Origin of the sequence: Kordia sp. (genome assembly GCF_022447245.1) — a bacterium.
In the GTDB taxonomy this organism is placed as follows: Bacteria; Bacteroidota; Bacteroidia; order Flavobacteriales; family Flavobacteriaceae; genus Kordia.
Genome location: NZ_JAKVBC010000011.1, coordinates 12,744 through 37,237 on the forward strand (window position 1 = coordinate 12,744; position 24,494 = coordinate 37,237).

Here is a 24,494-nt window from a genome sequence, read left to right on the forward strand (position 1 = left end):
GGATTTCTTTTATGTGTTAATTTGACATTTTTTCTAAATAGTAATCATACGTAGCAAATTGTGAACGTACTTTTATCAACTGGTTTTTGCGATATGCATTGTCCTGTTTTTCCGAGAATACGCGTGCTTTTACGTTATCGCTCCAACCAATATTGAATGTATCTAGCAATTCTTTTTTGATATCTTCATCGTATATCGGACAGGTAACTTCTACCCTTTTGTCTATATTTCGCGTCATCCAATCAGCAGAGGAAATATAGATTTTTGAATCACCATTGTTGCCAAAGATAAACATTCTTGGGTGTTCTAAAAACTTGTCAACGATACTTATTGCCTCAATGTTTTCGCTCATTTCAGGAATGCCTGGAATTAAACAACAAATTCCACGTACAATCAGCTGAATTTTTACTCCAGCTCTGCTTGCATCATACAATTTGTCAATAATTTTATAATCTGATAAACTGTTGACTTTTATTTTGATATAGGCTTCTTTGCCTTCTCTCGCATTTTTTATTTCTGTATTAACCAGTTTGATTAATGCGTTTCGTGTATAGTGCGGTGATACAATTAAGTGCTTGTATTTTGCTACTTTGTAATTTGTTTCAAAAAAGTCAAATACTTTTGAAACTTCTTTTAGTATGTTTTGATCTGCCGTAAAAAGCGTATAATCCGTATAAATTTTTGCTGTAGATTCGTTTACATTTCCTGTACTTACAAAACCATAACGAACCAATTTCCCCTGTTCTCTACGTTCTATCACACAGGTTTTACTATGCACTTTTAAGCCTTGCACACCAAAGATTAAGTTTACGCCTTCGCTCTGCATTTGTTCTGCATATTTGATGTTCGCAGCTTCATCAAATCTTGCTTGTAATTCAATTTGGACTGTTACCTTTTTACCATTTTTCACTGCATTTACAAGAGAACTTGCTACATGTGAAATTTTTGCCAAACGATATACCGTAATTTTTATGTTTTCAACTTTCGGATCTAAAGCTGCTTCTCGCAAAAAGCGAACTACATAGGCAAATGTGTGATACGGTGCGTATTGTAGGTAATCTTTTTGAGCAATTTTTTCAAACAAACTTCCTTCCATATTCAAGCCTTTTACTGGCAATGGCGGATATGATTTGTAGAGTAAGTCTTTACGCCCTAAACTAGGAAAAGACATATAATCTTTACGGTTGTGGTAACGTCCACCAGGAATTAAGCTATCAATATCATCAATACCCATTTTTTCCAACAAGTATTCAAAGGTGTCTTTTTCAATGGTTTTATCGTATACAAAACGTACAGGTTCTCCACTTTTTCTACCTTTTACACTACTTGATATTTTTTGGATGAAACTTTTCGTTAAATCGTTGTCAATATCCAATTCGGCATCACGCGTTATTTTAATCATGTGTGCCGATAAACTTTCGTATTCAAAAATGCTAAAGATATTTCCTAAAGAGTGACGAATTAAATCATCTAACATGATGATAAAGTTCTTTTCGCCTTCTGTGGGTAATACAATAAAGCGATCGATTGTTTTAGGAATTTCAATCAGTGCATATTTGATCTTTTTTACTTTAGGTTTGAAAAAACGCGTTACTTTTTTCGTATTTCGGGTTTGTTCTTTCATCACCATACGAATTGCCAAATATGCAGCTTTATCTTTTAGACTCGGCATTTCGTCAATATCATCCAAAATGATGGTTACCAATGCAGGGCTTACTTTTTCAATAAAGTATTTTTCAATGTATGCGCTTTGACTTGGCGATACTTTTTGCTCATTGATTACAAATATATTTTCTCCTTCTAAAGCTTTTTGAACTTCATTCAGTATACGCAAGCTTTCTGCCTGCTGCTTGATTACAATTTTGGTAATTTGCTCTAATAGATCTTTTGCTTTTGCGCCTCCTAATACACTTCTTCCTCCTTTCCCTGCTTGTGCAATACGTTTGACTGTGGCATAACGTACTTTGAAAAATTCATCTAAGTTATTTGAAAATATTCCTATGAAACGTAAGCGTTCAATGAGTGGAACCGTTTTGTCAGCGGCTTCTTGCAATACACGACCGTTGAATTGCAACCAACTTATTTCTCTATTAATGTATTTATTTTTAGTCTGCTGCATTTATTTTAAGTCTTTTGGGAATACTTTTAAGATTGTTTTGCCTTCGCTGATCGTTTCCCATGAATTTGTATCAAATTGGATTACTACGACACCACTAGTTGGCACATTGTCAAAAAACTGACTTCCGTAGGTATTTGCTACTGCGGTAATGGCATGATTGTGACCGAAAACCATTAAAGTATCTACCTCATCATCACATGATTTTACCGTTGCTACCAATCCTGATCCGCCAAAATCATACATACTTTCTTTAATAATTACTTTTTCAAACGGGTAGTCCAAACAACGCGTAAATATGGCACATGTATGCAAAGCTCTGTTTGCTATACTTGAAAAAATGACTCCTGGTGTTTCAATTTTAGCTGCAATGTGTTTTGCTACCAAATGTGCATCAGTAATTCCGCGTAATTTGAGTGTACGATCTTTATCATCTACAGGATATTCCCATGATGATTTTGCATGTCGCACGATGATTAGGGTTTTCACAATTTCTCAGTTTTTAATTAAGGTGCTAAACGTTCAATGTTCCATGAATAGTCAGCTTGTAATTGGTAACGAATTCTATCATGCAATCTATTAGCTCGTCCTTGCCAGAATTCAATTTCTTTGGGTTTTACGATATATCCGCCCCAATGTGATGGGCGTTCTATTTCTTTACCCTCGTAGACTTTTTCTAAATCTTTTAATTTTTGTTCTATATACGCTCTCGATGGAATTACAGAACTTTGATCAGATACCAAAGCTCCAAGTCTGCTTCCACGTGGGCGTGATTCAAAATATCCATCAGATAGATTTTCTGCTATTTTTTCTACTTTTCCTTTGATGATAATTTGTCGTTCCATTGCTGGCCAGAAAAACGAAAGACAGACATTTGGGTTGTTTGTCATTGCTAGTCCTTTTTCACTTTCGTAATTTGTGTAAAAGATAAATCCTTCAAAAGTGTACTTTTTGAGCAAAACAACTCTGCCTTTAGGAAAACCATCCAAACCAATTGTACTCAATGTCATCGCATTGACTTCTGCAACCGTTTCTGACTTTTCAACTTCTAGAAACCAATTGCGAAACATTTCAATAGGATTTTCGACGCAATTTTCTTCTAACAGTTCGCTTTTTTCGTAGGATTTTCTGTAATCACTTAAATCTTGTTTCATTCGTTTTATTTAACGTATATATCTATAAAATTATAGGTATTGCAATTTACAGCTTTTCGTTTGTTTAGCGAAGTAAAAATAGTCGCATTTTACTGAATATTTTTCTAAATCCAATTATGCATTAATAAATCTACTAACGCTCTTAATTACTACAAATACTAAAGTTTTGCTCTATTTTTTAAGAACTCTCAAACTAAATTTATGATAGACCTCACAATGCCGCGTTGAGATTAATAAGATCCTGTTATTTTTTGTGTTTCAGAACTTTATTATGAATAGTTTAATCAATTTTTCATATCATGAAGGGCTACATCAATAACTAATTTATAGTCAATAACCTTTTATATGAGAAAAGTATAATTCAATTTTATATTGTAAGTTTGAAAAAAACTTTTAATTTAAGTAAAACGCTATGAAATTTAAAATTACACTTATCCTATTACTAGGTGTTTTGACGCTATCGTTTGCTCAAGATAGAGAAAAAGCTAGTTATATAGGAACTGCTGACACGCACACCTATGTTCCTTCAATTGCCTCTAGATTGAATGAAATTACACCATCAACAATAAAACCTCCAAGTGAAGTAAAAGATGGAAGATATTTTAAAAATCGTATTCCTATCATTCCTGGCAAAGGAAAACAACAGGATATCTTATCCAAAAATCCGCATCCATTGAGTCAAAAAATTTCAGGAAGAACTCCAGATATAACTTGGGTAGGTGCAGTCTCAAATTCTCAACCTACAGATCCTGCGCTTGCAGTTGGGCCTAATCATGTTTTTGTGGTATTTAATACAGGCTTTGCGATTTATGATAAAGACGGTAATGAATTGGTTGGGCAAACAAATCCAAATCCTGCTATATTTCCTAGTTCTGGTTGTTGCGATTTAACAGTATCGTATGATCCTGTAGCAACTTCTGTTGGAAATTCGAATCCAGGTAGATGGGTACTTTCTTTTCTTGGATCAGGTGCTCAAATAGCTGTTTCTGATGGACCCGATCCTGTGAATGATGGTTGGAATGTTTATACCATTAATACTGTAAATGATTATAATAAGCTTTCTGTATGGAGTGACGGATATTACCTTACGGATGTAACTGGTTCTGGAGATAGAGTTTATGCTATGGACCGTCAAGCAATGCTCGATGGAGAACCTGCAGCTAACGTATCTATACAAGGTTTTGGCCTTCCTAACTTAAATGTTAGTGGTTTTGCTAGTGTACAGGTATTAAACATTTCTGATAGTGTATACCCAAATCCTGGAAATGCAACAGTCGTATTTTTTCAAGATGATGCTTACCCTAATCAAGATGATGACAGTGTAAAATTTTGGGATATAGATGTAGATTTTGACAATCCATTAAATTCAACAGTCTCTAATCCTCAAGAAATCATTGTAACACCATTTACATCTGTATTTGATGGTGGTTCCTTTTCTAACTTAAGACAACCAGGAGGACAAGATATTGATGCTTTACAAGGTATTGTGATGAATCAGGCTCAATACAAGAAATTCCCTAGTTATGAAAGCGCAATATTTAACTTTGTTATTGATGTAGGTACTGGAGGTAATGAGCAAGCAGCCATTCGCTGGTATGAGTTTAGAAGAAATAGTCCTTCAGATCCGTGGATGATGGCACAAGAAGGAACTTTTTCTGACCCTGATGGACGCCATTTTTGGCATGCCAGTATGATCATGGACATTCAAGGAAATATAGGAATGGGCTTCAGTGCCATGGGAAATGCGACTACAGGCAATGGTAGTAATGAATTTGTTTCTAGCTATTACACAGGTCGATTTGCAAATGACCCTGGTGGCACAATGACTATTGCACCTCAACTTATTGCTGCCGGAAATGGCAATATTCCGGGTTCTGAACGCTATGGAGATTATGGTAAGATAGACCTTGATCCTTCTAACTTTAAGAGAATGTATTTTATTAATGAGCTTATGTTTCCTAACCGAGCAAATGTAGTCGGTCGTTTTCAAATAGCTCCTGATTTGGATACAGATATAGGCGTCGTAAATATCGATGCTCCTGTAGACGGAACGTTAACTAATAGCGAACAAATAACAGTAAGTATTTTTAATTACGGTAACAATCCAGTCTCTGGCTTTGATGTGACTTATCAAATTGATGGTGGCACAATAATTACAGAAACTTATACTGGCACTATTAACTCTACAGAAACAGTATCATTTACTTTTACAACTCCTGCAGATTTAAGTGTTGAAGGACAAACATATACCCTTGTAGCTTCCACTGTTTTAAGTGCGGATGAAGAGAATTTAAACGATACTTTTACGAAAAATGTAACCCATTTATTTGCGGAAGATGTAGGTGTAACTGCTCTTGTTACTCCTTCTACAGGAAGTTTATCTGATACCGAAATTGTTACTGTAGAGATTACTAATTTTGGAACTTCTACACAGACTTCTATTCCTGTATTTTACATGGTTGATGGAGTTACTGAGAATGAAACTTATACTGGATCCATAGCTCCTGGAGCTACTGACAGCTATGCTTTTACTGCTACTGCTGACCTTTCTACTCTAGGAGATTACACTTTTGAAATTGGGACAGCTTTAGGGTCAGATTCCGATACCAGTAATGATGCAATCACAACAATCATTACTAATATTATCTGTATGCCTGATAGTGATTGCGCAGGATTTGGTGATGGCGTAACGCAATTGCAACTTGCAGATCAAGATATTGCCACAAACTGTGGTCCTGATGGATATTCTGATGATACATCTACAATCTTTAACTTTAATTTAGATGACGATAATCCTTTTAATGGTGTTTTACAACTAGGATATGTGAACTCTAATTACACAATATGGATTGATTTTAATGATAATAATGAATTTGAAACAGATGAAATTATTTCTAGTGGTCTTGTTGCAGCTGCTGATACCGATTTTAATTTTACTGTGGACTTTGATATAATACCTAATGTGTTACCTGGTTTGCACAGAATGCGTGTTAGAGGTGGAGATGAAAATTCTGGTGGAACAGTTAGCGACCCTTGTGGTGATTTACAATACGGTAGAACTAATGATTATACAGCAAATGTAATTCAAACCCTTAGTGTGGAAGATAACGTATTAAATGCTTCTAACTTTACCATTTTAGACAAAGGAAATAACATTTTTGATATTTCATTAAGCAACACGAATATAGATAGAATGATACTATCTGTTTTTGATATTTCTGGAAAACAAATATTTAGTCACGGACTTGTTAACGAAGATAAAGAAATCCGTTACAATCTAAATATGTCTTATGTAGCATCTGGAGTATATCTTGTTCGCCTAAGAAAAGGAAATACAGAATTGGTCAAAAAGCTAGTTGTGAAATAAATTTTCTGCCAGATACCAAAACATTTAGAAGAGACTACTTATTTTTTAGGTAGTCTCTTTTTTTGAGGAATTTACTTGAAAGTCTTATGACAAAAACGATATGTCTTAAAGAATCATGATATCCTTACAAGTCTGCAATTTATTTTAATTGTAAGATTTCAGACTATTTTTTTATCGATAATTTGATTAAAAACATGTATTGCTTTCCATTTAGTAATTCCACGAATACTATTCTGTTTTTCGTCCGTTTAGCGAAGTAAAAACGAGTCCTTTTATATTAAGTTTTCATCAAGTTAATTTATATATTTTACTAAAAAAAAGGGACAACCTAGGTTGCCCCTTGAAGCTTTATTGTAAGCCTATCTTAATTTTCTTGTTGATGTGTACATCCACCTGCTCCAAATTCGCTTGGTCCATCATTACATAATATAGATTGAGCTGTACAACCATTCAGTGATTGACAACCTCCTACACTACAAAAACCTGTACATCCTAATGTATTTGCTGGTATTGAACCATTTCCTCCTAATAGCATGTTTTTGTTTAAAGATGAAACAATGTTTTTGTTTAATCCTAAGTTACTAAACTTCTTTTTTTTCATGATTTTAAATTTTCTGTTGCGCCTACTTTTTCTATAGGTTTTCGGCAATACCTTTTCAATCGATTGTTACTGCCAAATTAGAAAGGAATGTGCACGAAAAAAAGAGTCATAAACGTAAATTGGATGATTTAAGTTATTAAGTAGTTACTTGATTGCATAACAAACTTTTTCTTCATCTGGAGCTTGAGACATTGGTGGTGATACAGGCTCAGACCCTCCTTTTACTGCTTTAGTTTGTAATTTTTGAATTACTGCTACTGAAATTTTTGCTATTTGTAAATTACGTGTTGACTTTTTCTTCATAATTGAAAATTTTAAATTATTAATTCTTTTTAAATCTATTGATTATCAATTTATGTTTTGAAAATTCTAAACTTAAATCATCTAATTCAAGGAAGAAACTTCACTTCTTAAATACAAATAATCAACATGTTAACAACGTTTTCAATATTCGTTTTACCGCATAAAAAAAGGAACAATAATTGCTCCTCTTTTCTTAAAAATTAGTTTTATTCTAGTGACATTGCATATTTCCGCAACGTGAATATAATGCTGTTTGCGTACATGTAGGTGTACAAGAATAGTGTCCACCTTTTACTTCGTTTGTATCTAATATTGATACTTTCTTTTTGTTCAATCCTAATTTTAAAGTTCTTGATTTTTTCATGGTTATAATTTTAACGTGCCTACAATTTATAAAGGCTTTGGCTTTTCCCTATCAATCTTTAGTAGGTAAAAATTGATAGTTGTAATCTATTGAAGAAATTAAAATTAAAAAAAGTAAACTTCCGTAAATTAGATGATTTAAGGTTGCATTAGTGACACATTTCATTTCCACATTCAGATCCAAGAGCTGTTGGAATTCCCGGAATAGAAACGGTATCTGTTCCCCCTTTAAGCTTTGTAGAAAGCGATGTATTTATTTTGGAGATTAGTTTTTTTGAAAATCGTAGCTTTTTTGGTTGTTGTTTTTTCATTATTCAAGTATTTAAAAAATTGCGGTTAGTTTATTTAAGCTCTTAAAACTATTGAATATAATTAATTTAGAAATTTTTGTAAACCTTAAATTAGACAATTTAAGGCAGTTTAAATGTACTCACAGCATATTGCTAATACTAAGTCTCAAGACGTTTTTCTAATTCTTTGATGTAGTATGAAGGATTTATTCCTGTTGCCTTCTTGAAGTGTTTTGTAAAGGATTCTGGGCTTTTGTATCCAACCTCTAATGCAATATGTTTGATTGCATATTTACGAAATTGATGATCTGTATTCAATCGGTTTATGGTATAGTTGATACGCAACTCATTTAAGTATTGATAGAATGTTTTTTCTTTGTACTGTTTAATGATTTGCGTAAGATAGGTAGTATTCGTTTTTGCCTTTTTCGCCATATTTGCCAACGAACATGAAGATTCTAAGAAATAGTGTTGTTCTTCTAACTTTTCGAGGCGTTTTAAAACAGCTTCTACTTTTGTGTCTGTTATAACAATTTCTTTAGATTTTTGTTGTGCTTCAACAGTTTTCTTTTCTTGCGCTTGTACTAATTTTTCAAAATGTAATTTGTTCTTCTTAGCTTTTTGCCTGTAGTACAACAATAATAAAAGTACAATACATAATAGTATTATTATGATTGCTAACCATTTATAAAGGTTTTTTTCAGATTTTTCTACCTTGTCTATTTTCTTTTGTTTTATATTGATAAGGCGTTCATATAAAACTTCATTTACGATGGCTATTTTAGATTCAGATATTTCTTTCAAATCCTCTGCTAAAGATTTGTATATTGACGCATTTTCATGTTGCGCATCTCGTTCATAGCAACTAGCTAACAATTCATAATTTTCAACTAATTCAAGTGGTCGAAATTGTGTTTTCAAAAGATTTCCAGAAGCTTCAATAATACTGGAAACTTTTTCAAAATTAACTAATGCTTTTTGAAAGTTTTCAAGTGCAAAATGACTTTTACCTACATAGAAAGTAGTTTCTGCCATCCGTTCTTTATTTCCAATTGATTCTCTGAATTGTATTGACTTATCTAAATATTGTATTGCTTTTGAGTATTCTTCTTTGAGAATATATGCCATGCCCTTATCATGATAAAAAAAACTTTCAGCAATTTTATCATTATCATCCATCATTTTTAATCCTTTATCAATATATACTAACGCTGAGTCTGGTTGATGCATCACTAAAAAAGTGCCGCCAATTCCCATAATAATTCGGGATAGATTTTTCTTATGAAAGTTGAGTTCTAATGCACGTTTATATCCGACCTTATACATTTGTAAAGCTTTTTGATACTTTCCTAAATTTCTAGTGATTTTTGCTATATTTATTTGTGCGATTTCAATTTCTTCTTGCTGATTGTTTAAAAATGCATTTTCGTAAGCTTCTGTATAGCACTTTAAAGCTTCCTTATCTTCATACCAATGCGAATATACATTTCCTAAACGCAGCAAATATCTATTTCGAAGCGTGTTTTTCCCTGAGATATCAATGAGTTTCAATCCAAGTTTTAGAGAATCAACAGCCTGTTGACTTTCTCCTATATTTGTATATAAAATTCCAATATCTAAATACGTTTCTATTAATAAAGTAGTATCCTTTTTAGCATATCCTATTTTTAATAATTCTCCTAATTTTTCTAAGGCAAGTGTTCCTTCATTGAAAAGATTCTTTTTTACAGATTGCTTTAGTGCTATTACATCTCGCCTTTCATGTTTACAAGCATATACTGAAATAAGCAATATAATTAGAAAAATTTTCCTCATAAGCGACTCTATTTTTTTGATGATCTCTATTTCTTCTTAAAAATCTAATAGTTCAGCGTCAAATTAACTATGATTCTTCTGAACTGTTTAAATCTTTTATATAATAGGAAGGATATAAATCTGTTATCTTTTTAAAATCTTAACTTTTATCATTTTATTTTAACTAATTAATTAAATTCAAAAACTTTTCCGTCATCAGCTAATACTACATTTTCAAAAACAGTTTTGGCTTCTTCTTTGAATTCATCAAAACCATCATAACGTGTTGAAAAATGTCCCAGTATTAACTGACCAACATTGGCTTCTTTGGCAATCATAGCTGCTTGTTTTGCCGTTGTGTGCTTTGTTTTAGAGGCTAATTGATCGTGCTTGTTTAAAAAAGTAGCTTCGTGATATAAAACATCTACTTCTTTGATTTGATCAACTATTTTAGGGAAATATTCGGTATCACTGCAAAAAGCGTACCCTTTGGATTTAGGAGGATCGAAGGTTAATTTTTCATTAGGAATGACTTCACCAGAATCTAATGTGATGTCTCTTCCCTTTTTTATGTTTTGATAGTAACATTTTTCTATTTCATAGTTCAATACAGCATTGATATTTAGTTTACGTTCTTTTTCTTTTTCCTGAAATAAAAAACCATTTGTGTATACACGATGCTGCAATGGAATGGTAGTCACCTTAACTTTTTCATCTTCAAACAAAACTTCAGGTGCATCACTTTCCAATTCGTGAAAACAGAGTTTATAATTTGTCCAAGATTTAGACAGTTTTAATTGTAAAAGCGTAAGTTCTTTTAATCCTTTTGGTCCATAAATATGCAAGTCAGTATTTCTACCTAACAACATAAATGTAGAAATTAGTCCAATTAAACCATAAAAATGATCTCCGTGTAAATGTGAGATAAAAACATGTTTAATTCGTGCAAATTTCACCTTACTTCTGCGCAGTTGCACTTGTGTTCCTTCTCCACAATCTATGAGGAAAATATGATTTCTAATTTCCAGTACTTGCGCTGTTGGATTTGTATGTTTTGTTGGTGTTGCTGCATAACAGCCCAATATTGTTAGCTTCATTTAATATAATATTGACAAGATCGCTAGAAGCCTAAATCGCGTTCTATTTCTTCCATTTCAATAATGTCAAAAGCTTCCTGTAATGTTGGTACTGTCATGATGGCTTCTGGTAAATCGTCTGTACTTATTTTATTCGTAACTATGACAAAGGAATGTTTGGCGGCACGATGTTTTTTTGAGAGTTGTAAAAACTCAACTAAATCACTTTTAATTAGGTTCCCAAAAGAAAACAAGTTCACAATGATGTTATCATTTTTAACTTCGTCGTAACGTGTTTCTATTTTTTGTACAAGTGCTACAGTATCTGTAGATTCTTGTGTAATGATGAGAATATTCTCTTGTTTATCTAAAATCATAAGTTCAAAATTTAGAGGGTTTTGGTTGTTTTATGATGTGCATTATAACAATTTACAAAATTTACCTCATAAATATATATTCACAATACGTTTAACCCTATTTTAATATAAATACCAAGAAAACCAAAAATTATGTTATTTCTTTATTTTGGAAGCCAATAAGTAAATTACAGCCATTCGCACTGCCACTCCATTTTCTACCTGATTCAGAATGATAGATTGCTTGGAATCTGCCACATCACTGGTAATTTCCACTCCACGATTGATGGGTCCTGGATGCATGATGACAATTTCTTTATCCAATGAATCTAATAGTGTTTTGGTAACTCCATATTGTTGTGCATATTCACGTGTTGAAGGAAAGTAACTAATATCCATACGTTCATTTTGCACACGTAACATGTTTGCCACATCGCACCATTCTAATGCTTTTCGCAGATTGGTTTCTACACCAACACCTAAACTTTCAATGTATGTTGGTAGCAATGTTTTAGGTCCGCACACTTTTACATTGGCTCCTTGAAGTTTGAGTGCAAAAATGTTTGATAAGGCAACTCTACTATGTAAAATATCACCGACAATAACTATATTTTTCCCGGCTACATCACCTAATTTTTCACGGATAGAATAAGAATCTAACAATGCCTGCGTTGGATGTTCATGAGCACCATCACCAGCATTGACTATACTTGCACTCACATTTTTTGAAAGAAAAACTCCAGCTCCTGGATTTGGATGTCGCATGACTACCATATCCACTTTCATGGATAAGATGTTGTTTACAGTATCAATTAATGTTTCTCCTTTTTTCACAGAAGACTGCGAAGCTGAAAAATTGATAACATCTGCTGACAAACGTTTTTCGGCTAATTCAAACGAAAGCTTCGTACGTGTACTATTTTCAAAAAATAAATTTGCAATGGTAATGTCTCGTAAAGAAGGTACTTTTTTTATAGGACGGTTGATCACTTCTTTAAATTGATCTGCCGTTTCAAAAATGAGTTGTATATCTTCTTCTTTAAGATATTTAATTCCTAGCAAGTGGTTTACACTTAATTCACTCATTTCTAATTGTCTTTTTCTTGATTAATAAGATATACCATGTCCTCTCCATCATTCTCTTTCCAATTTACTTTTACTTTTTCTTCATTGATGGCATCTACTTGTCTTCCTCGGTAATTTGGTTGAATAGGCAAATGTCTGCTAAAACGCCTATCTATTAACACAAGTAACTCAATTTCTTCAGGTCTTCCAAACGATTGAATAGCTGTCAATGCTGCACGAATACTTCTTCCTGTGTACAGTACATCGTCAATAAAAACAACTTTTTTATTTTCAACGACAAAGTTGATATTGGTTTTATTAGCTTCTAAAATTTTTTCACTGCGACGGAAATCATCTCGAAAAAAAGTAATGTCTAGATATCCAAGTTGAATGTCTTTTACCTCATATTCATCACGTAAAATGCTTGTCAACCGCTCAGCAAGATAAATTCCTCTGGGTTGCATTCCAACAAGTACAGTATTTGAAAAATCGAGATGATTTTCGATAAGCTGACATGCTAATCGATGCAGGATAATTCCGATCTCTTTTGAGTTCAATAAGGTTTTTTGACTCATAGTGTTTGTCCAAATGGTATTTGGAATACAAAAGTACAGTTTTTTTTGGTTTTATACGTTTTATTCTAAAAACTCATCCCAATTTTACTGCAACTACACAAAATATTACTCCTTTTGTGGGAAACCGTAAGATCAAGTCCAAAAAAAGCCGTTTCAAATTGAAACGGCTTCTTATAATATGATAAAATGTTCAGAATTATTTTCCTTCCATTTTGTCTTTTAACTGTTGTAAAGCGTTTAAGTCTCCAAGTGTAGTTTTCTCAGAAGCTTGTTGCTTTTTAGCAGCAGCTTGAACATTACGTTGCTCTTCTTCTCTAAAGATTGCAGTGTGAGAAGCTACTACTCTCTTGAATTCTTTGTTGAACTCAATTACTCTGAACTCAGCAGTATCACCTTTCTTCAATTTCTTACCGTCTTCTTTTTCTAAGTGACGAGAAGGAATAAATGCTACTACATCATCATTTAATGCTACAGTTGCTCCTTTATCATTTGTATCAGAAATCTCAGCAGTATGTGTAGTTCCTACACCAAACTCAGCTTCGTACTTATCCCAAGGATTTTCAGTAGTTTGTTTGTGACCTAAACTTAATTTACGCCCTTCTACGTCTAATTCTAATACAAGTACTTCTAATTTGTCACCAACAGTAACAAACTCAGATGGATGCTTCACTTTCTTAGTCCAAGATAAGTCAGAAATATAAATTAATCCGTCAATACCTTCTTCTAATTCTACGAATACACCAAAGTTAGTGAAGTTACGTACAGTTCCTGTGTGTTTAGAACCTACAGGGTATTTAGTAGTAATATCAGTCCATGGATCTGGAGTCATTTGCTTGATACCAAGAGACATCTTACGATCTTCTCTATCTAATGTTAAGATTACCGCTTCTACTTCATCTCCAACTTTTACGAAATCTTGAGCTGAACGTAAGTGAGTAGACCAAGACATTTCAGATACGTGAATTAATCCTTCAACACCTTCTGCTACTTCGATAAATGCACCGTAATCAGCAATAACAACAACTTTTCCTTTTACTTTATCTCCGATTTTTAATTCAGAATCTAAAGCTTCCCATGGATGCGCGCTTAATTGCTTTAATCCTAATTGGATTCTTGACTTGTTATCATCAAAGTCAAGGATTACAACATTTAATTTCTGGTCTAATTCAACAACCTCATTTGGATGGTTGATACGAGACCAAGAAAGATCTGTAATGTGGATCAATCCGTCAACTCCACCAAGATCAATAAATACACCGTAGGAAGTGATGTTTTTCACAACTCCTTCTAGTACTTGACCTTTTTCTAATTGACTGATAATTTCTTTCTTCTGCTCTTCGATATCTGCTTCGATAAGCGCTTTGTGAGAAACAACCACGTTCTTGAATTCATGGTTAATTTTAACCACTTTGAATTCCATTGTTTTATTTACGTACTGATCGTAATCTCTGATTGGCTTCACGTCAATTTGAGATCCTGGTAAGAACGCTTCAATTCCGAATACGTCTACAATCATACCACCTTTAGTTCTGCACTTAACAAAACCATTAACGATTTCACCTTTATCATGAGCAGCGTTTACACGATCCCATGCTTTGATTGTTCTCGCTTTTCTGTGAGATAATACTAACTGTCCAGTTCTGTCTTCACGAACGTCAATTAATACTTCTACTTTGTCTCCAACTTTTAAATCTGGATTGTAACGAAATTCGTTTAAAGAAATTACACCTTCAGATTTAGCATTAATATCAATGATTGCTTCTCTGTCAGTCATTCTTACTACAGTTCCATCTACTACAGCATCATCATCTGTATCAACGAAATTTTCTGCTACTAATTTTTCGAATTCTTCTAACTTTTCGTCTTCTACTTGGTCAATCCCTTCTTCGTAATTGTGCCAGTTAAAGTTTGCTAAGAACTCTTCAGGGTTTTTAACGTCCTGAACGTTTGTGTTTGTGTTATCTTCAGCCATTGCTGATTAAAATTTGTATACTACTCATTTAGAGAACCTTTGCATGTAAAAGCAGTAGATTGTTATGTTTCTATAAATTTTCTTGTCCCTTTTCCGTTTCTCCATCATGCTAAAAAGGAGTGCAAAAGTATGATTATTATTTTGATTTACAAACTAATAGTCCTTCAATCCACATGTTTTATACAATTTAGCTATGAAATATGATTTTCATCGAAAAAAAAGATTGTAACACTGTCATAACACAAATTTTATTTTTTTACTTTATCTTTATGATACTAATAATTAAAATAACAAAAGAATGAGTGTAAAAGCGAAATATCAAGGAGTTTTAGATCTTGGACAAGAATTAAATATTCAAAATGGAAATGTAGAAGAGGTAGATGGAATATTAAAAGTAAGCGGAACTGCAGGAACGCAGTATGAAAAAAACTTGATGTGGGACAAAATTAAAGAAGTAGGTGGTGAATTGCCACAAGATATTGAAGCAGATATTAAAGTTGCTGACGAAACTGTTTTTCACCGTCATATGGTAGCAAGTGGAGATACTTTAGGTAAAATTGCTAAGAAATATTACGGAAAGGCTGGTGAGTACCATGCAATTTTTAAAGCAAATGGAGATATTCTTGACAATCCAGATGTAATTCATCCAGGACAAGAATTAGTAATTCCTCATTTATCATAAGTAAGTAATATATAATATATACATAATATAAAACCGCCTCATTAAGAAAAATGAGGCGGTTTTTTTATTTATCTAATTTTATCAAAAGTAACTCTTGTTTCAAAATTCCATTCTTCCCCTATATCTAAATCTACATTTTGAATATATCTATAATACTTGCTATAAAATTCAGTATCCCATATATATTGCTTTGAAGAATTGTTATTGATACTAAAAATACTTTCTATTTTTGTAAAAAGCTGAAGGGCTTCACTCCATAAAAAAATTCTATTGTTAACTTCTTCCATCTTTCTATTGCCATTTTGATTGAATGTGACAGATTCACTGATGTTGTCCGTATAGCCTTTTTCTCCAATGTCAATACTTGCAGATACTAAAGAACCATAACAAATATTCATAGAAATAGCCTCTCTTCCAATCAAAGTATTTCTGGTAAAATACCCGCCTTCTTTAAATGTAGTATGCTTTATATGTTCGGCTTCTTCTCCATGAGATATATCGTCTTTATGCATGATACTTTTTTGCAAATATGAAAATTCTTCACAAGGTCTCATTGTAAATGCTGTTGTATGATTTTTCAGTATATCATTATCTATAAAAAAATCTATTTCTTCTAACGTTTCTTTTCCATGAAAACCGCCTGTAAAGTACGTAACACCATTTTTTTTGTGTGCAAATTCAGATTCACCAAAATGTAATATCGTGGTTTCTGTTGGTTTCATTTCTTCTCCATCATAAATAAACTCCTCACAGTATGTAATTCTAAATTGATCCGTATATACAGCGTCTGACAAATTTTGTTCGTGTCTTATCGTAAAACCCCAATAATATTCAGGTTTTGATTCACTCTGCGTAAATACAGTAAAAACAGCATTCCCTTGATAGCCTACAGGATCATAATTCACATAACATTTACGGAAATCTTCATAAAAAGTTCCTTGATTAATTTCAATTTTAAAAGTAGCACCAACGGTTTTAACTTCAACCGTTCCTGCTCTTGAAGAATACGTTTCATTTTCAAAAACGGTAATGTGTAATTTATTAATGCTAAAATTGATTTCCGAAGTTACTTCAATCCAGCTAGGGGTTGATACAATTTTCCAATCAATATTGGTAGAAATATCAATTTCATATTCAGTTTCTTCTGGTGGCGCGAATAATTGAGTTTCAGCAATTTCAAAATAGGACTCTACTTCAAATTCAGTTTCATCTTTGGAACATGAAGATATAAAGAGTAAAATAAAGGCAGTGATAGATATTAAAAATATCTGTTTAGCAATTTTCATACAGTTTAGGTAACTTAATCGATTTTTTTTCAATCTGAATATAGGATATTCATCCTAGTTATCCTAAAATACTCTATATGAGCAACCTTTTATAGGGTAAAAACACTTTTTAAGCGTTTATGGTACGATTTACCAAATTGAGAATACGTTCAAATTGTTCTTTGAGTCCCATATCACTGTTATCAATAGCAATGGCTTCTTCAGCTTGTCGTAAAGGAGAATCTTCTCTATGCGAATCTATATAATCTCTGTTTTGCACATTGCGTAATACATCTTCGTATTTAACGTCCTCTCCTTTATCTATAAGTTCTTTATAACGACGCATGGCTCTTTTTTCAGGAGAAGCAGTCATAAACAGTTTTAATTCTGCGTTCGGAAAAACGACTGTTCCTATATCTCTTCCATCCATGACAATTCCTTTGTTTTCGCCCATTTTCTGTTGTTGTTTTACCAACTGATAACGAACTTCGGGAACTGCAGCCACTTTGCTTACAAAGTCAGATACTTTTAAGGTTCTAATTTCTTGTTCTACATTTTCACCATTCAAGTACATTTCTGCAAAGCCTTGTGCTTCATTAAATATAAAGTTGAGCTGTATATTGTCTAAGTTTTCCACCAAATCATTTACCGAAAAATCTTCTGCATTGATATATTCTTTTCGAAGCGCATATAAGGTTACAGCACGATACATTGCTCCTGTATCTACATATATATATTCTAATGTTGCGGCAAGTTGTTTGGCAATAGTACTTTTTCCTGTAGATGAGAAGCCATCAATGGCAATGATAATTTTTTTCATGATTGCATTCGTTTTGGCAGTAAAACGTCGTCTTATTGTAAATTGATTGTAACACCAAACATGCTAGTATTTGCTGCAATAGCATAACGAGCATAGGTATAATCAAATTTTAGTTTATTGATTCGAAGTCCAAATCCAGCTGTAATTCCTGAGAAATTACGTTGGTCCACAATTTTAAGTTCTTCTCCTCTACGGAAGTTATATCCTAAACGAATATTAAATCCTTTGTCAGGAAACAATTCCATTCCTACAATCGTTCTGCGAATGAGGTTTTTAAAGAAAGTAACTTTTTCTTCGGTAACGCCGCCTTCTATAGATTGTTCTGCTCTATTTGGATTTGCAAACGCTATATTCCATTCTTGTAAGTTTTCAAAAGTAACATGCCAACGAATAGGAACATGTTCTAATTTTTGTGATAATCCTAAAATTAATTCAAAAGGTAACTTTTCTTGTATACCAGCATAGGTTGTAAATTGAACTCCTAAGTTTCTAGCTACTAAAGCCACATTGAACTCCAACTTTTCATTGATATACATAATTCCTAAATCAACCGCGCCACCAAAAGAATTATATTGTTCTAGTTTTGAGTTAATGAATTTTGCATTGGCTCCAATGTGAATATCTGTCCAAGGAATATTATATGCATATCCCATTGATAAAGCAATTTCATTTCCTGTAAAGGTCCCTGTAGAGTTTCCTTCTTCATCATAACCATCAAACTGTCCGTAGGCTACATATGTAACTCCAGCATGAAAAGTTTGTACTCTTCTATCCCATGTATAAGCATAAGCAGCAGAACCGTAATTTACATCTCCCAAATAATTCACATAGTTTACAGACAATTGATTGTCCATTGTGTAATTAATACTCGCAGGGTTAAATAATGCCTGATTTACATCTTTATCATAATTCGTAATTACTTTACCTCCAAGAGCTGCTTGTCTTGGTGAAGAAATTAAGTTTAAAAACTGGTACGTATATCTACCTCCGATTTGTGCGGAGGCCAGCGTAGTTATAAACAAAAAAAAGGAATAGAGGATCTTTTTCTGCATGTGTACAAAGTAACTAAAATCTTTATTCAAAACGTTTAGATATTGTAAATATTTTATGCGTTTTTTAAAAAATTCTAGATATTTCTATGAATTGATTTTTTTCTGCGGCAAAACTACACGTTTTATTGGCAATCCTTTACAAATATGGCTCTCATAGCATTTTATTTTTAATGATATTTTATAAAACCGCACATGATGTCTTTGTTTTTCCGCACAAAACCATCGTAAATTAAGAGCATGTTTAGTAGTCAGTAAAAGAATTCAAAAGCCATTTTTAATCATCAAAAAACAAACAAAACCATCCTATGTACATAAAAGAAGTTTTCCGGAAAACTATCATTACTTTTTTAGAGAGGCTAATTATAAAATTCTAATATCTTGTTTAGAGAAAACACGTATTCAGAAATGATTAATTATGTAACAGTTACTCAATAACCATAACATTTTTTTTGTTTAGTTTAACACTATTGGGTAGCTGTTCGCCTTTTTGATGTTTTTAGAGTATCTCGTAAATTTTTCTCTTTCTGAATACGTGTAATATTGCAGGTCTTCCATGTTAGGTACAAAAAAAGACTTAGAATTTTATTACTATAAAACTCTAAGTCTTGTTTTTAAGTATGTTTTATGAAATTAAAATTGAGTTTAAATTCAATTTTAACTTTATCATTCTGCTGATAATGTTTTTGCGTTTTTCACAGGTTCATCAGTAATTGCATGTTTGATAACTTCGCTCATTTCAGTAACATAGTGAAATGTCAATCCTTTTAAGTAGGCTTCTTTAATTTCTAAAATATCGCGTTTGTTTTGCGCACACAAAATAATTTCTTTGATTCCTGCGCGTTTTGCTGCTAATATTTTTTCTTTAATTCCGCCAACAGGCAATACTTTTCCTCGTAAGGTAATTTCTCCTGTCATGGCAATATCCTTTTTCACTTTTTTCTGTGTGAATAAAGAAACCAACGATGTCAACATGGTAACTCCGGCACTTGGTCCATCTTTTGGAGTTGCACCTTCTGGAACGTGAATGTGTACATTGTATTTTGAGAATATTTCAGGTTTTATTCCTAACAAGTCTGCATTAGATTTCATATACTCCATAGCAATCGTTGCAGATTCTTTCATCACTTTTCCTAAATTTCCTGTGATTGAAAGCGTTCCTTTTCCTTTTGATAAGGTAGATTCTATAAATAAAATATCTCCACCAACACTTGTCCAAGCTAAACCAGTAACGACTCCTGCCACATCATTATTTTCGTATTTACTACGCTCCATTCTTGCAGGACCTAATACTTCTTCTATAATGCTATTGGCAACTTTTTTCTCGTATTTATCTTCCATTGCAATGGATTTAGCTGCATAACGCACCATTTTTGCGATTTGCTTTTCCAATCCACGCACACCACTTTCACGTGTATAACCTTCAACAATTTTTTCAAGCTGCTTCTTCCCTATTTTTAAATCCTTTTCAGAAAGTCCATGCTCTTTTAATTGTTTTCCTAACAAATGCTTTCCTGCTATTTCTATCTTTTCTTCTGTCGTATATCCAGTTACATTGATAATTTCCATACGATCGCGCAAAGCTGGTTGAATGGTACTTAAACTGTTTGCCGTAGCAATGAACATTACTTTTGACAAATCGTACCCCATTTCTAAGAAGTTATCATAAAACTCTGTATTCTGTTCTGGATCTAATACTTCTAGCATCGCCGATGACGGATCGCCATTGTGACTACTAGAAAGCTTATCAATTTCATCCAATACAAATACAGGATTTGAGGTTCCTGCCTTTTTTAAGCTTTGAATAATTCGTCCTGGCATTGCACCGATATACGTTTTACGATGTCCACGGATTTCAGCTTCATCGCGCAATCCACCTAATGAAATACGCACATATTCTCTTCCTAACGCTTCAGCAATTGATTTTCCTAAAGAGGTTTTTCCAACTCCTGGAGGACCGTATAAACATAAAATTGGTGATTTCATGTCGTTACGTAATTTTAAGACTGCTAAGTACTCTATGATACGTTTTTTTACATCTTCTAAACCAGAGTGATCACGATCTAAAATGGTTTGTGCTTTTTTCAAGTTGAATTTGTCCTTACTGAATTCATTCCAAGGTAAATCTAAAAACAGTTCAAGATAATTACGTTGAATTGAATATTCAGCAACTTGTGGATTCATACGTTGCATTTTCGACAATTCTTTATCAAAATGCTTCTTCACTTTTTCGTCCCACTTTTTCTTTTTGGCACGTGCGCGCATATCTTCTACTTCTTGCTCATACGAAACGCCACCGCCCAATTCTTCTTGAATGGTTTTCATTTGCTGGTGCAAGAAATATTCACGCTGTTGCTGATCTAAATCGTGACGTACTTTTGATTGAATGTCATTCTTTAATTCTAGCTTTTGCATTTCCAAATTCATGCTCTTCAATGTTGCCAATGCACGTTGCTTTAAGTCAGTTACGGCTAACAACTCTTGCTTTTCTTTTACTGTCAAATTCATATTTGACGATATGAAATTGATTAAGAAAGAAGAACTTTCAATATTTTTTATTGCAAAAGATGCTTCTGAAGGAATATTTGGACTTTCCTTTATAATTTGCAGCGCTAGTTCTTTGATAGAATCTAAAATTGCGCTAAACTCTTCATCATCTCTTTCTGGACGTGTTTCTGGTACTTCTTTCACCGTTGCTTCCATGTACGGAGTATCGCGCAATAGCGTATCTAGTTGAAAACGTTTTTTTCCTTGAATGATGATTGTTGTATTTCCATCAGGCATTTGCAATACACGTAAAATTCGTGCTACTGTTCCTAAAGTATTGATGTCTTCCAATGCTGGATTTTCAACAGATTCATCTTTTTGAGAAACAACTCCAATTACTTTTCCTCCATTATTGGCATCTTTGATCAATTGAATTGATTTATCGCGTCCAGCTGTAATAGGAATTACAACTCCTGGAAATAATACCGTATTTCGTAATGGTAAAATAGGTAACGTTGGCGGCAATTGTTCTCTATTGATTTCTTCTTCATCTTCGGGCGTCATCAACGGAATCAATTCCGCATCTTCATCAATAGATTGAAATGACAAACTGTCCATATTTAAAAACTTTGTTTCGCTCATATATATTGTACTAGGTCATTCTGTCATATAAACAGAATTAAATCGATCTTTAATTTTTTTCTTTTCTAGCTTAACCACTTATAAATCAACCGTAGTAGTTGATTTTACTGGTCACTACGACTACTTAAAGACAATTGTTATGCCAAGTTTACTTCAAAAAGCAGATAAAAATCAAGAAATATTAAATAATTTTAGATAAAACTGTAACAAACTCATTTTTCAGTAATCTTTACAATAAACTAAACTTTTTGAGCCACCAAAAGTTACATACTGAACAACTCATTACGTTGTGCAAAGAAGGAAATCAATCTGCGCAAATGGAGATTTACAATCGCTATTATAAAGCGATGTACAATACTGCATTTCGAATTTTAAAAAACAGCGCAGAAGCAGAAGACGCCATGCAAGAAGCATTTTTGAATGCTTTTATGAAATTGGACACTTTTAGCGAACAAGTTTCTTTTGGCGCATGGTTAAAAAAAATAGTAGTGAATAAAAGTATTTATCTGTACAAAAAGCAACAACAAAAAGAAGAAGTTCCTATCGATACATTGTTACATAAGGTCGAAGATAATGATGGAGTTGCTTCGGATGAAGAGTTTACAAGCTTACAGGCTCAAAAAGTATTGCAAACTTTAAAAACACTGAAGGACAATTACAGAATTTCTTTGACCTTACATTTAATTGAAGGGTACGATTATGAAGAAATTTCCTCGATTCTAAATATCAGCTATGCAAATTGCAGAACTACGATTTCGCGTGCAAAGGAAAGTCTAAGACGAAAATTGGAAGTATACGTATGAAACGAGCATTAATAAATTATTATCTCATAATAAAAAATTTAAACGTGTGAAAGATAACGACAACATTACAAACCTGTTTGACCGATTGAAGGATGATTTCGATATCGAAACACCTGAATTGGGACACGAACATCGTTTTTTGAGAAAGCTACAACAGCAGCAGCAAAATCAAGAAACAGCAGACACCAGTAAACCAAAAACATTGTTTACTTGGTGGAAGCAAATTGCAGCAGCCTGTGTAATTTTATTGAGCTTGGGAATTTTTATCGGTTCTAATTTTAGAACTGGTGAAATAGATACTCCAGAAGTTACATTTTCACCAGAAATTGAAAAATCTCAACTGTATTTTGCTTCTATTATTGAGAAAGAAGTTGAAAAATTGAAAGCTGCTGAAGATGAAGACACCAAGCAAATCATCCAAAATACGATGAAGCAATTGGAACGACTTGAAAAAGATTATGAAAGCCTAAAAAAACAACTCATTGAGCGTGGAGACGACAAACGTATATTACATGCAATGGTCACAAACTTTCAACTTCGTATAGAATTATTAGAAAGTGTTTTGATACAAATCGATGAAATAAAATTATTCAAAAATGAACAAACTATCATATAAATTAACCTTTCTCGCCCTTGTTTTGCCTGTTCTCGTATTTGCGAATAATGGATTTGGGAAACACCTTGGAAAGCATACTAAAGAGAAAACAATTACTAAGGAGTTTTCAGTGAATTCAGATGCTGTGTTAAAAATTACCAATAGTTATGGAGCTGTATACATGACTGCTTGGGACAAAAATACGGTTGCTATTGAAGTTGTCATTAAGACGAATGGAAATTCTGAAAAGAAAGTAGCAGAACGTTTAAGTCAAATTGACGTTGATTTTACAAACACAAGCAATATGGTAAATGCCAAAACGAAATTTAATAATGGTTCAAAGGCTTGGTGGAAATGGAATAAACGCAACAGTGTAAATGTTACAGTAAATTATACGATTAAGTTTCCAAAAGGAAATGTGTTAGATATTTCAAATGATTATGGTAAGATCTTTATTGATAAAGCTGAAAATAGAACTTCTTTAAACTCAGATTATGGCGGAATGGAAATTGGAGAACTGTTATCAGAAGATAATTCACTAAATTTCGATTATTCAAATAATGTCAGTATTGCTTATATGAAAGGTGGACGAATTAATGCTGATTATTCTTCATTTAATGTAAATAAAGCAGTAAATATTACGTTGAACGCCGATAATACTAGATCACTTTTTGGTACTGTAAACAATATTGAATACAACTGTGAGCATAGAACACTTCAAATAGAACAAGCAAACAACGTACGAGGAACTGGAGATTATTTGTCATTGCGTTTGGGAACAATTTCTGGAAATATAGACTTAGAAGCAGATTACGGTTCTATCAAAATTTCAGAAATGACTGATAAAGCTGGTGATATTAATATTGAATCTGAATTTGCTGGCATCAAAATAGGATACGATCCTAACTATTATTTCAACTTTGAGTTTGACCTAGAAAATGCAAGCTTTAAAGGGGAGAATAGTCTCGTATTAAACAAAAAAATCATTGAATCGGGTGAAAGCTATTACGAAGGCTATCACGGAAATGGTTCAAGCGACAACAGTATTATCATTAATTCTGAATACGGAAGTATTCGATTTATAAAACAATAATTCATCAAATCATAAAACAAACATTA

22 protein-coding genes are annotated in these 24,494 nt (G+C 32.9%); 5 read left to right on the forward strand and 17 right to left on the reverse strand.

The window, feature by feature from the left end; all coding sequences use genetic code 11:
* Nucleotides 1–16 precede the first annotated feature (16 nt).
* Genes ppk1 through pdxH form a run of 3 tightly spaced genes read right to left on the reverse strand, consistent with a single transcriptional unit; the run spans nt 17 to nt 3,270 of the window.
* Nucleotides 17–2,119: a polyphosphate kinase 1 gene (gene ppk1, locus MK119_RS09190; protein WP_290677336.1), complete on the reverse strand. Its 2,103-nt coding sequence runs from the start codon at nt 2,117–2,119 to the stop codon at nt 17–19.
* Complete coding sequence (locus MK119_RS09195) at nt 2,120–2,605, reverse strand: histidine phosphatase family protein (protein WP_290677339.1); 486 nt, start codon at nt 2,603–2,605, stop codon at nt 2,120–2,122. It abuts the gene before it with no gap.
* Between the two features lie 17 nt (nt 2,606–2,622).
* Nucleotides 2,623–3,270: a pyridoxamine 5'-phosphate oxidase gene (gene pdxH / locus MK119_RS09200; protein WP_290677343.1), complete on the reverse strand. Its 648-nt coding sequence runs from the start codon at nt 3,268–3,270 to the stop codon at nt 2,623–2,625.
* Nucleotides 3,271–3,682: 412 nt separating this feature from the next.
* Here pdxH and MK119_RS09205 point away from each other — a divergent pair, with 412 nt between their 5' ends.
* Nucleotides 3,683–6,637: a GEVED domain-containing protein gene (locus MK119_RS09205; RefSeq protein ID WP_290677346.1), complete on the forward strand. Its 2,955-nt coding sequence runs from the start codon at nt 3,683–3,685 to the stop codon at nt 6,635–6,637.
* Between the two features lie 364 nt (nt 6,638–7,001).
* Here the strand turns inward: MK119_RS09205 and MK119_RS09210 are convergent, their stop codons facing one another.
* From MK119_RS09210 to rpsA, 10 genes are all read right to left on the reverse strand, one after another.
* On the reverse strand, nt 7,002–7,238 hold the full coding sequence (locus MK119_RS09210; protein ID WP_290677349.1) for a hypothetical protein: 237 nt from the start codon (nt 7,236–7,238) through the stop codon (nt 7,002–7,004).
* Between the two features lie 144 nt (nt 7,239–7,382).
* Entirely contained in the window at nt 7,383–7,541 is a 159-nt protein-coding gene (locus tag MK119_RS09215) for a hypothetical protein (protein ID WP_290677356.1), read from the reverse strand.
* A gap of 211 nt (nt 7,542–7,752) precedes the next feature.
* Nucleotides 7,753–7,905, reverse strand: coding sequence for a hypothetical protein (locus tag MK119_RS09220; protein WP_290677359.1), 153 nt, complete (start codon nt 7,903–7,905; stop codon nt 7,753–7,755).
* Nucleotides 7,906–8,053: 148 nt separating this feature from the next.
* Complete coding sequence (locus tag MK119_RS09225) at nt 8,054–8,215, reverse strand: hypothetical protein (RefSeq protein ID WP_290677362.1); 162 nt, start codon at nt 8,213–8,215, stop codon at nt 8,054–8,056.
* A 138-nt stretch (nt 8,216–8,353) separates the two neighbouring features.
* On the reverse strand, nt 8,354–10,009 hold the full coding sequence (locus tag MK119_RS09230) for a helix-turn-helix domain-containing protein (protein ID WP_290677367.1): 1,656 nt from the start codon (nt 10,007–10,009) through the stop codon (nt 8,354–8,356).
* Between the two features lie 167 nt (nt 10,010–10,176).
* The gene (locus tag MK119_RS09235) at nt 10,177–11,085 is read right to left on the reverse strand and encodes a ribonuclease Z (protein WP_290677375.1); all 909 of its coding nucleotides are present in this window, start codon (nt 11,083–11,085) and stop codon (nt 10,177–10,179) included.
* Nucleotides 11,086–11,108: 23 nt separating this feature from the next.
* Complete coding sequence (locus MK119_RS09240; protein WP_290677380.1) at nt 11,109–11,441, reverse strand: ribonuclease Z; 333 nt, start codon at nt 11,439–11,441, stop codon at nt 11,109–11,111.
* Nucleotides 11,442–11,576: 135 nt separating this feature from the next.
* The gene (locus MK119_RS09245) at nt 11,577–12,506 is read right to left on the reverse strand and encodes an aspartate carbamoyltransferase catalytic subunit (protein ID WP_290677383.1); all 930 of its coding nucleotides are present in this window, start codon (nt 12,504–12,506) and stop codon (nt 11,577–11,579) included.
* 2 nt (nt 12,507–12,508) lie between these two features.
* Nucleotides 12,509–13,060 (reverse strand): bifunctional pyr operon transcriptional regulator/uracil phosphoribosyltransferase PyrR, encoded by a 552-nt coding sequence (pyrR, locus tag MK119_RS09250; protein WP_290677385.1) that lies wholly within the window; start codon nt 13,058–13,060, stop codon nt 12,509–12,511.
* Nucleotides 13,061–13,256: 196 nt separating this feature from the next.
* A complete protein-coding gene (gene rpsA / locus MK119_RS09255; RefSeq protein WP_290677388.1) occupies nt 13,257–15,032 on the reverse strand; it encodes a 30S ribosomal protein S1 in 1,776 nt (591 codons plus the stop codon).
* A 298-nt stretch (nt 15,033–15,330) separates the two neighbouring features.
* Between rpsA and MK119_RS09260 the strand changes: the two genes are divergently transcribed.
* Nucleotides 15,331–15,714, forward strand: a complete 384-nt coding sequence (locus MK119_RS09260; protein ID WP_290677391.1) for a LysM peptidoglycan-binding domain-containing protein — start codon at nt 15,331–15,333, stop codon at nt 15,712–15,714.
* Nucleotides 15,715–15,782: 68 nt separating this feature from the next.
* Here MK119_RS09260 and MK119_RS09265 read toward each other — a convergent pair whose 3' ends face one another.
* The 4 genes from MK119_RS09265 to lon all read right to left on the reverse strand — a co-directional run bounded on the left by MK119_RS09265 (nt 15,783) and on the right by lon (nt 21,977).
* Nucleotides 15,783–17,000 (reverse strand): BACON domain-containing protein, encoded by a 1,218-nt coding sequence (locus MK119_RS09265; protein ID WP_290677394.1) that lies wholly within the window; start codon nt 16,998–17,000, stop codon nt 15,783–15,785.
* Nucleotides 17,001–17,109: 109 nt separating this feature from the next.
* Nucleotides 17,110–17,799, reverse strand: coding sequence for a (d)CMP kinase (cmk, locus tag MK119_RS09270; protein ID WP_290677397.1), 690 nt, complete (start codon nt 17,797–17,799; stop codon nt 17,110–17,112).
* Between the two features lie 32 nt (nt 17,800–17,831).
* Nucleotides 17,832–18,851, reverse strand: a complete 1,020-nt coding sequence (gene porQ, locus MK119_RS09275; RefSeq protein ID WP_290677400.1) for a type IX secretion system protein PorQ — start codon at nt 18,849–18,851, stop codon at nt 17,832–17,834.
* 663 nt (nt 18,852–19,514) lie between these two features.
* The gene (lon, locus tag MK119_RS09280; RefSeq protein WP_290677403.1) at nt 19,515–21,977 is read right to left on the reverse strand and encodes an endopeptidase La; all 2,463 of its coding nucleotides are present in this window, start codon (nt 21,975–21,977) and stop codon (nt 19,515–19,517) included.
* 248 nt (nt 21,978–22,225) lie between these two features.
* On the opposite strand from lon, the gene MK119_RS09285 reads away from it, so the two are divergent.
* The 3 genes from MK119_RS09285 to MK119_RS09295 are packed head-to-tail and all read left to right on the forward strand — an operon-like array spanning nt 22,226 to nt 24,468.
* Nucleotides 22,226–22,780, forward strand: coding sequence for an RNA polymerase sigma factor (locus tag MK119_RS09285; RefSeq protein WP_290677406.1), 555 nt, complete (start codon nt 22,226–22,228; stop codon nt 22,778–22,780).
* A 46-nt stretch (nt 22,781–22,826) separates the two neighbouring features.
* On the forward strand, nt 22,827–23,396 hold the full coding sequence (locus MK119_RS09290) for a hypothetical protein (protein ID WP_290677409.1): 570 nt from the start codon (nt 22,827–22,829) through the stop codon (nt 23,394–23,396).
* The gene (locus tag MK119_RS09295) at nt 23,377–24,468 is read left to right on the forward strand and encodes a hypothetical protein (RefSeq protein WP_290677412.1); all 1,092 of its coding nucleotides are present in this window, start codon (nt 23,377–23,379) and stop codon (nt 24,466–24,468) included. Before MK119_RS09290 ends, MK119_RS09295 begins: the two co-directional genes overlap by 20 nt.
* Nucleotides 24,469–24,494: the final 26 nt, after the last annotated feature.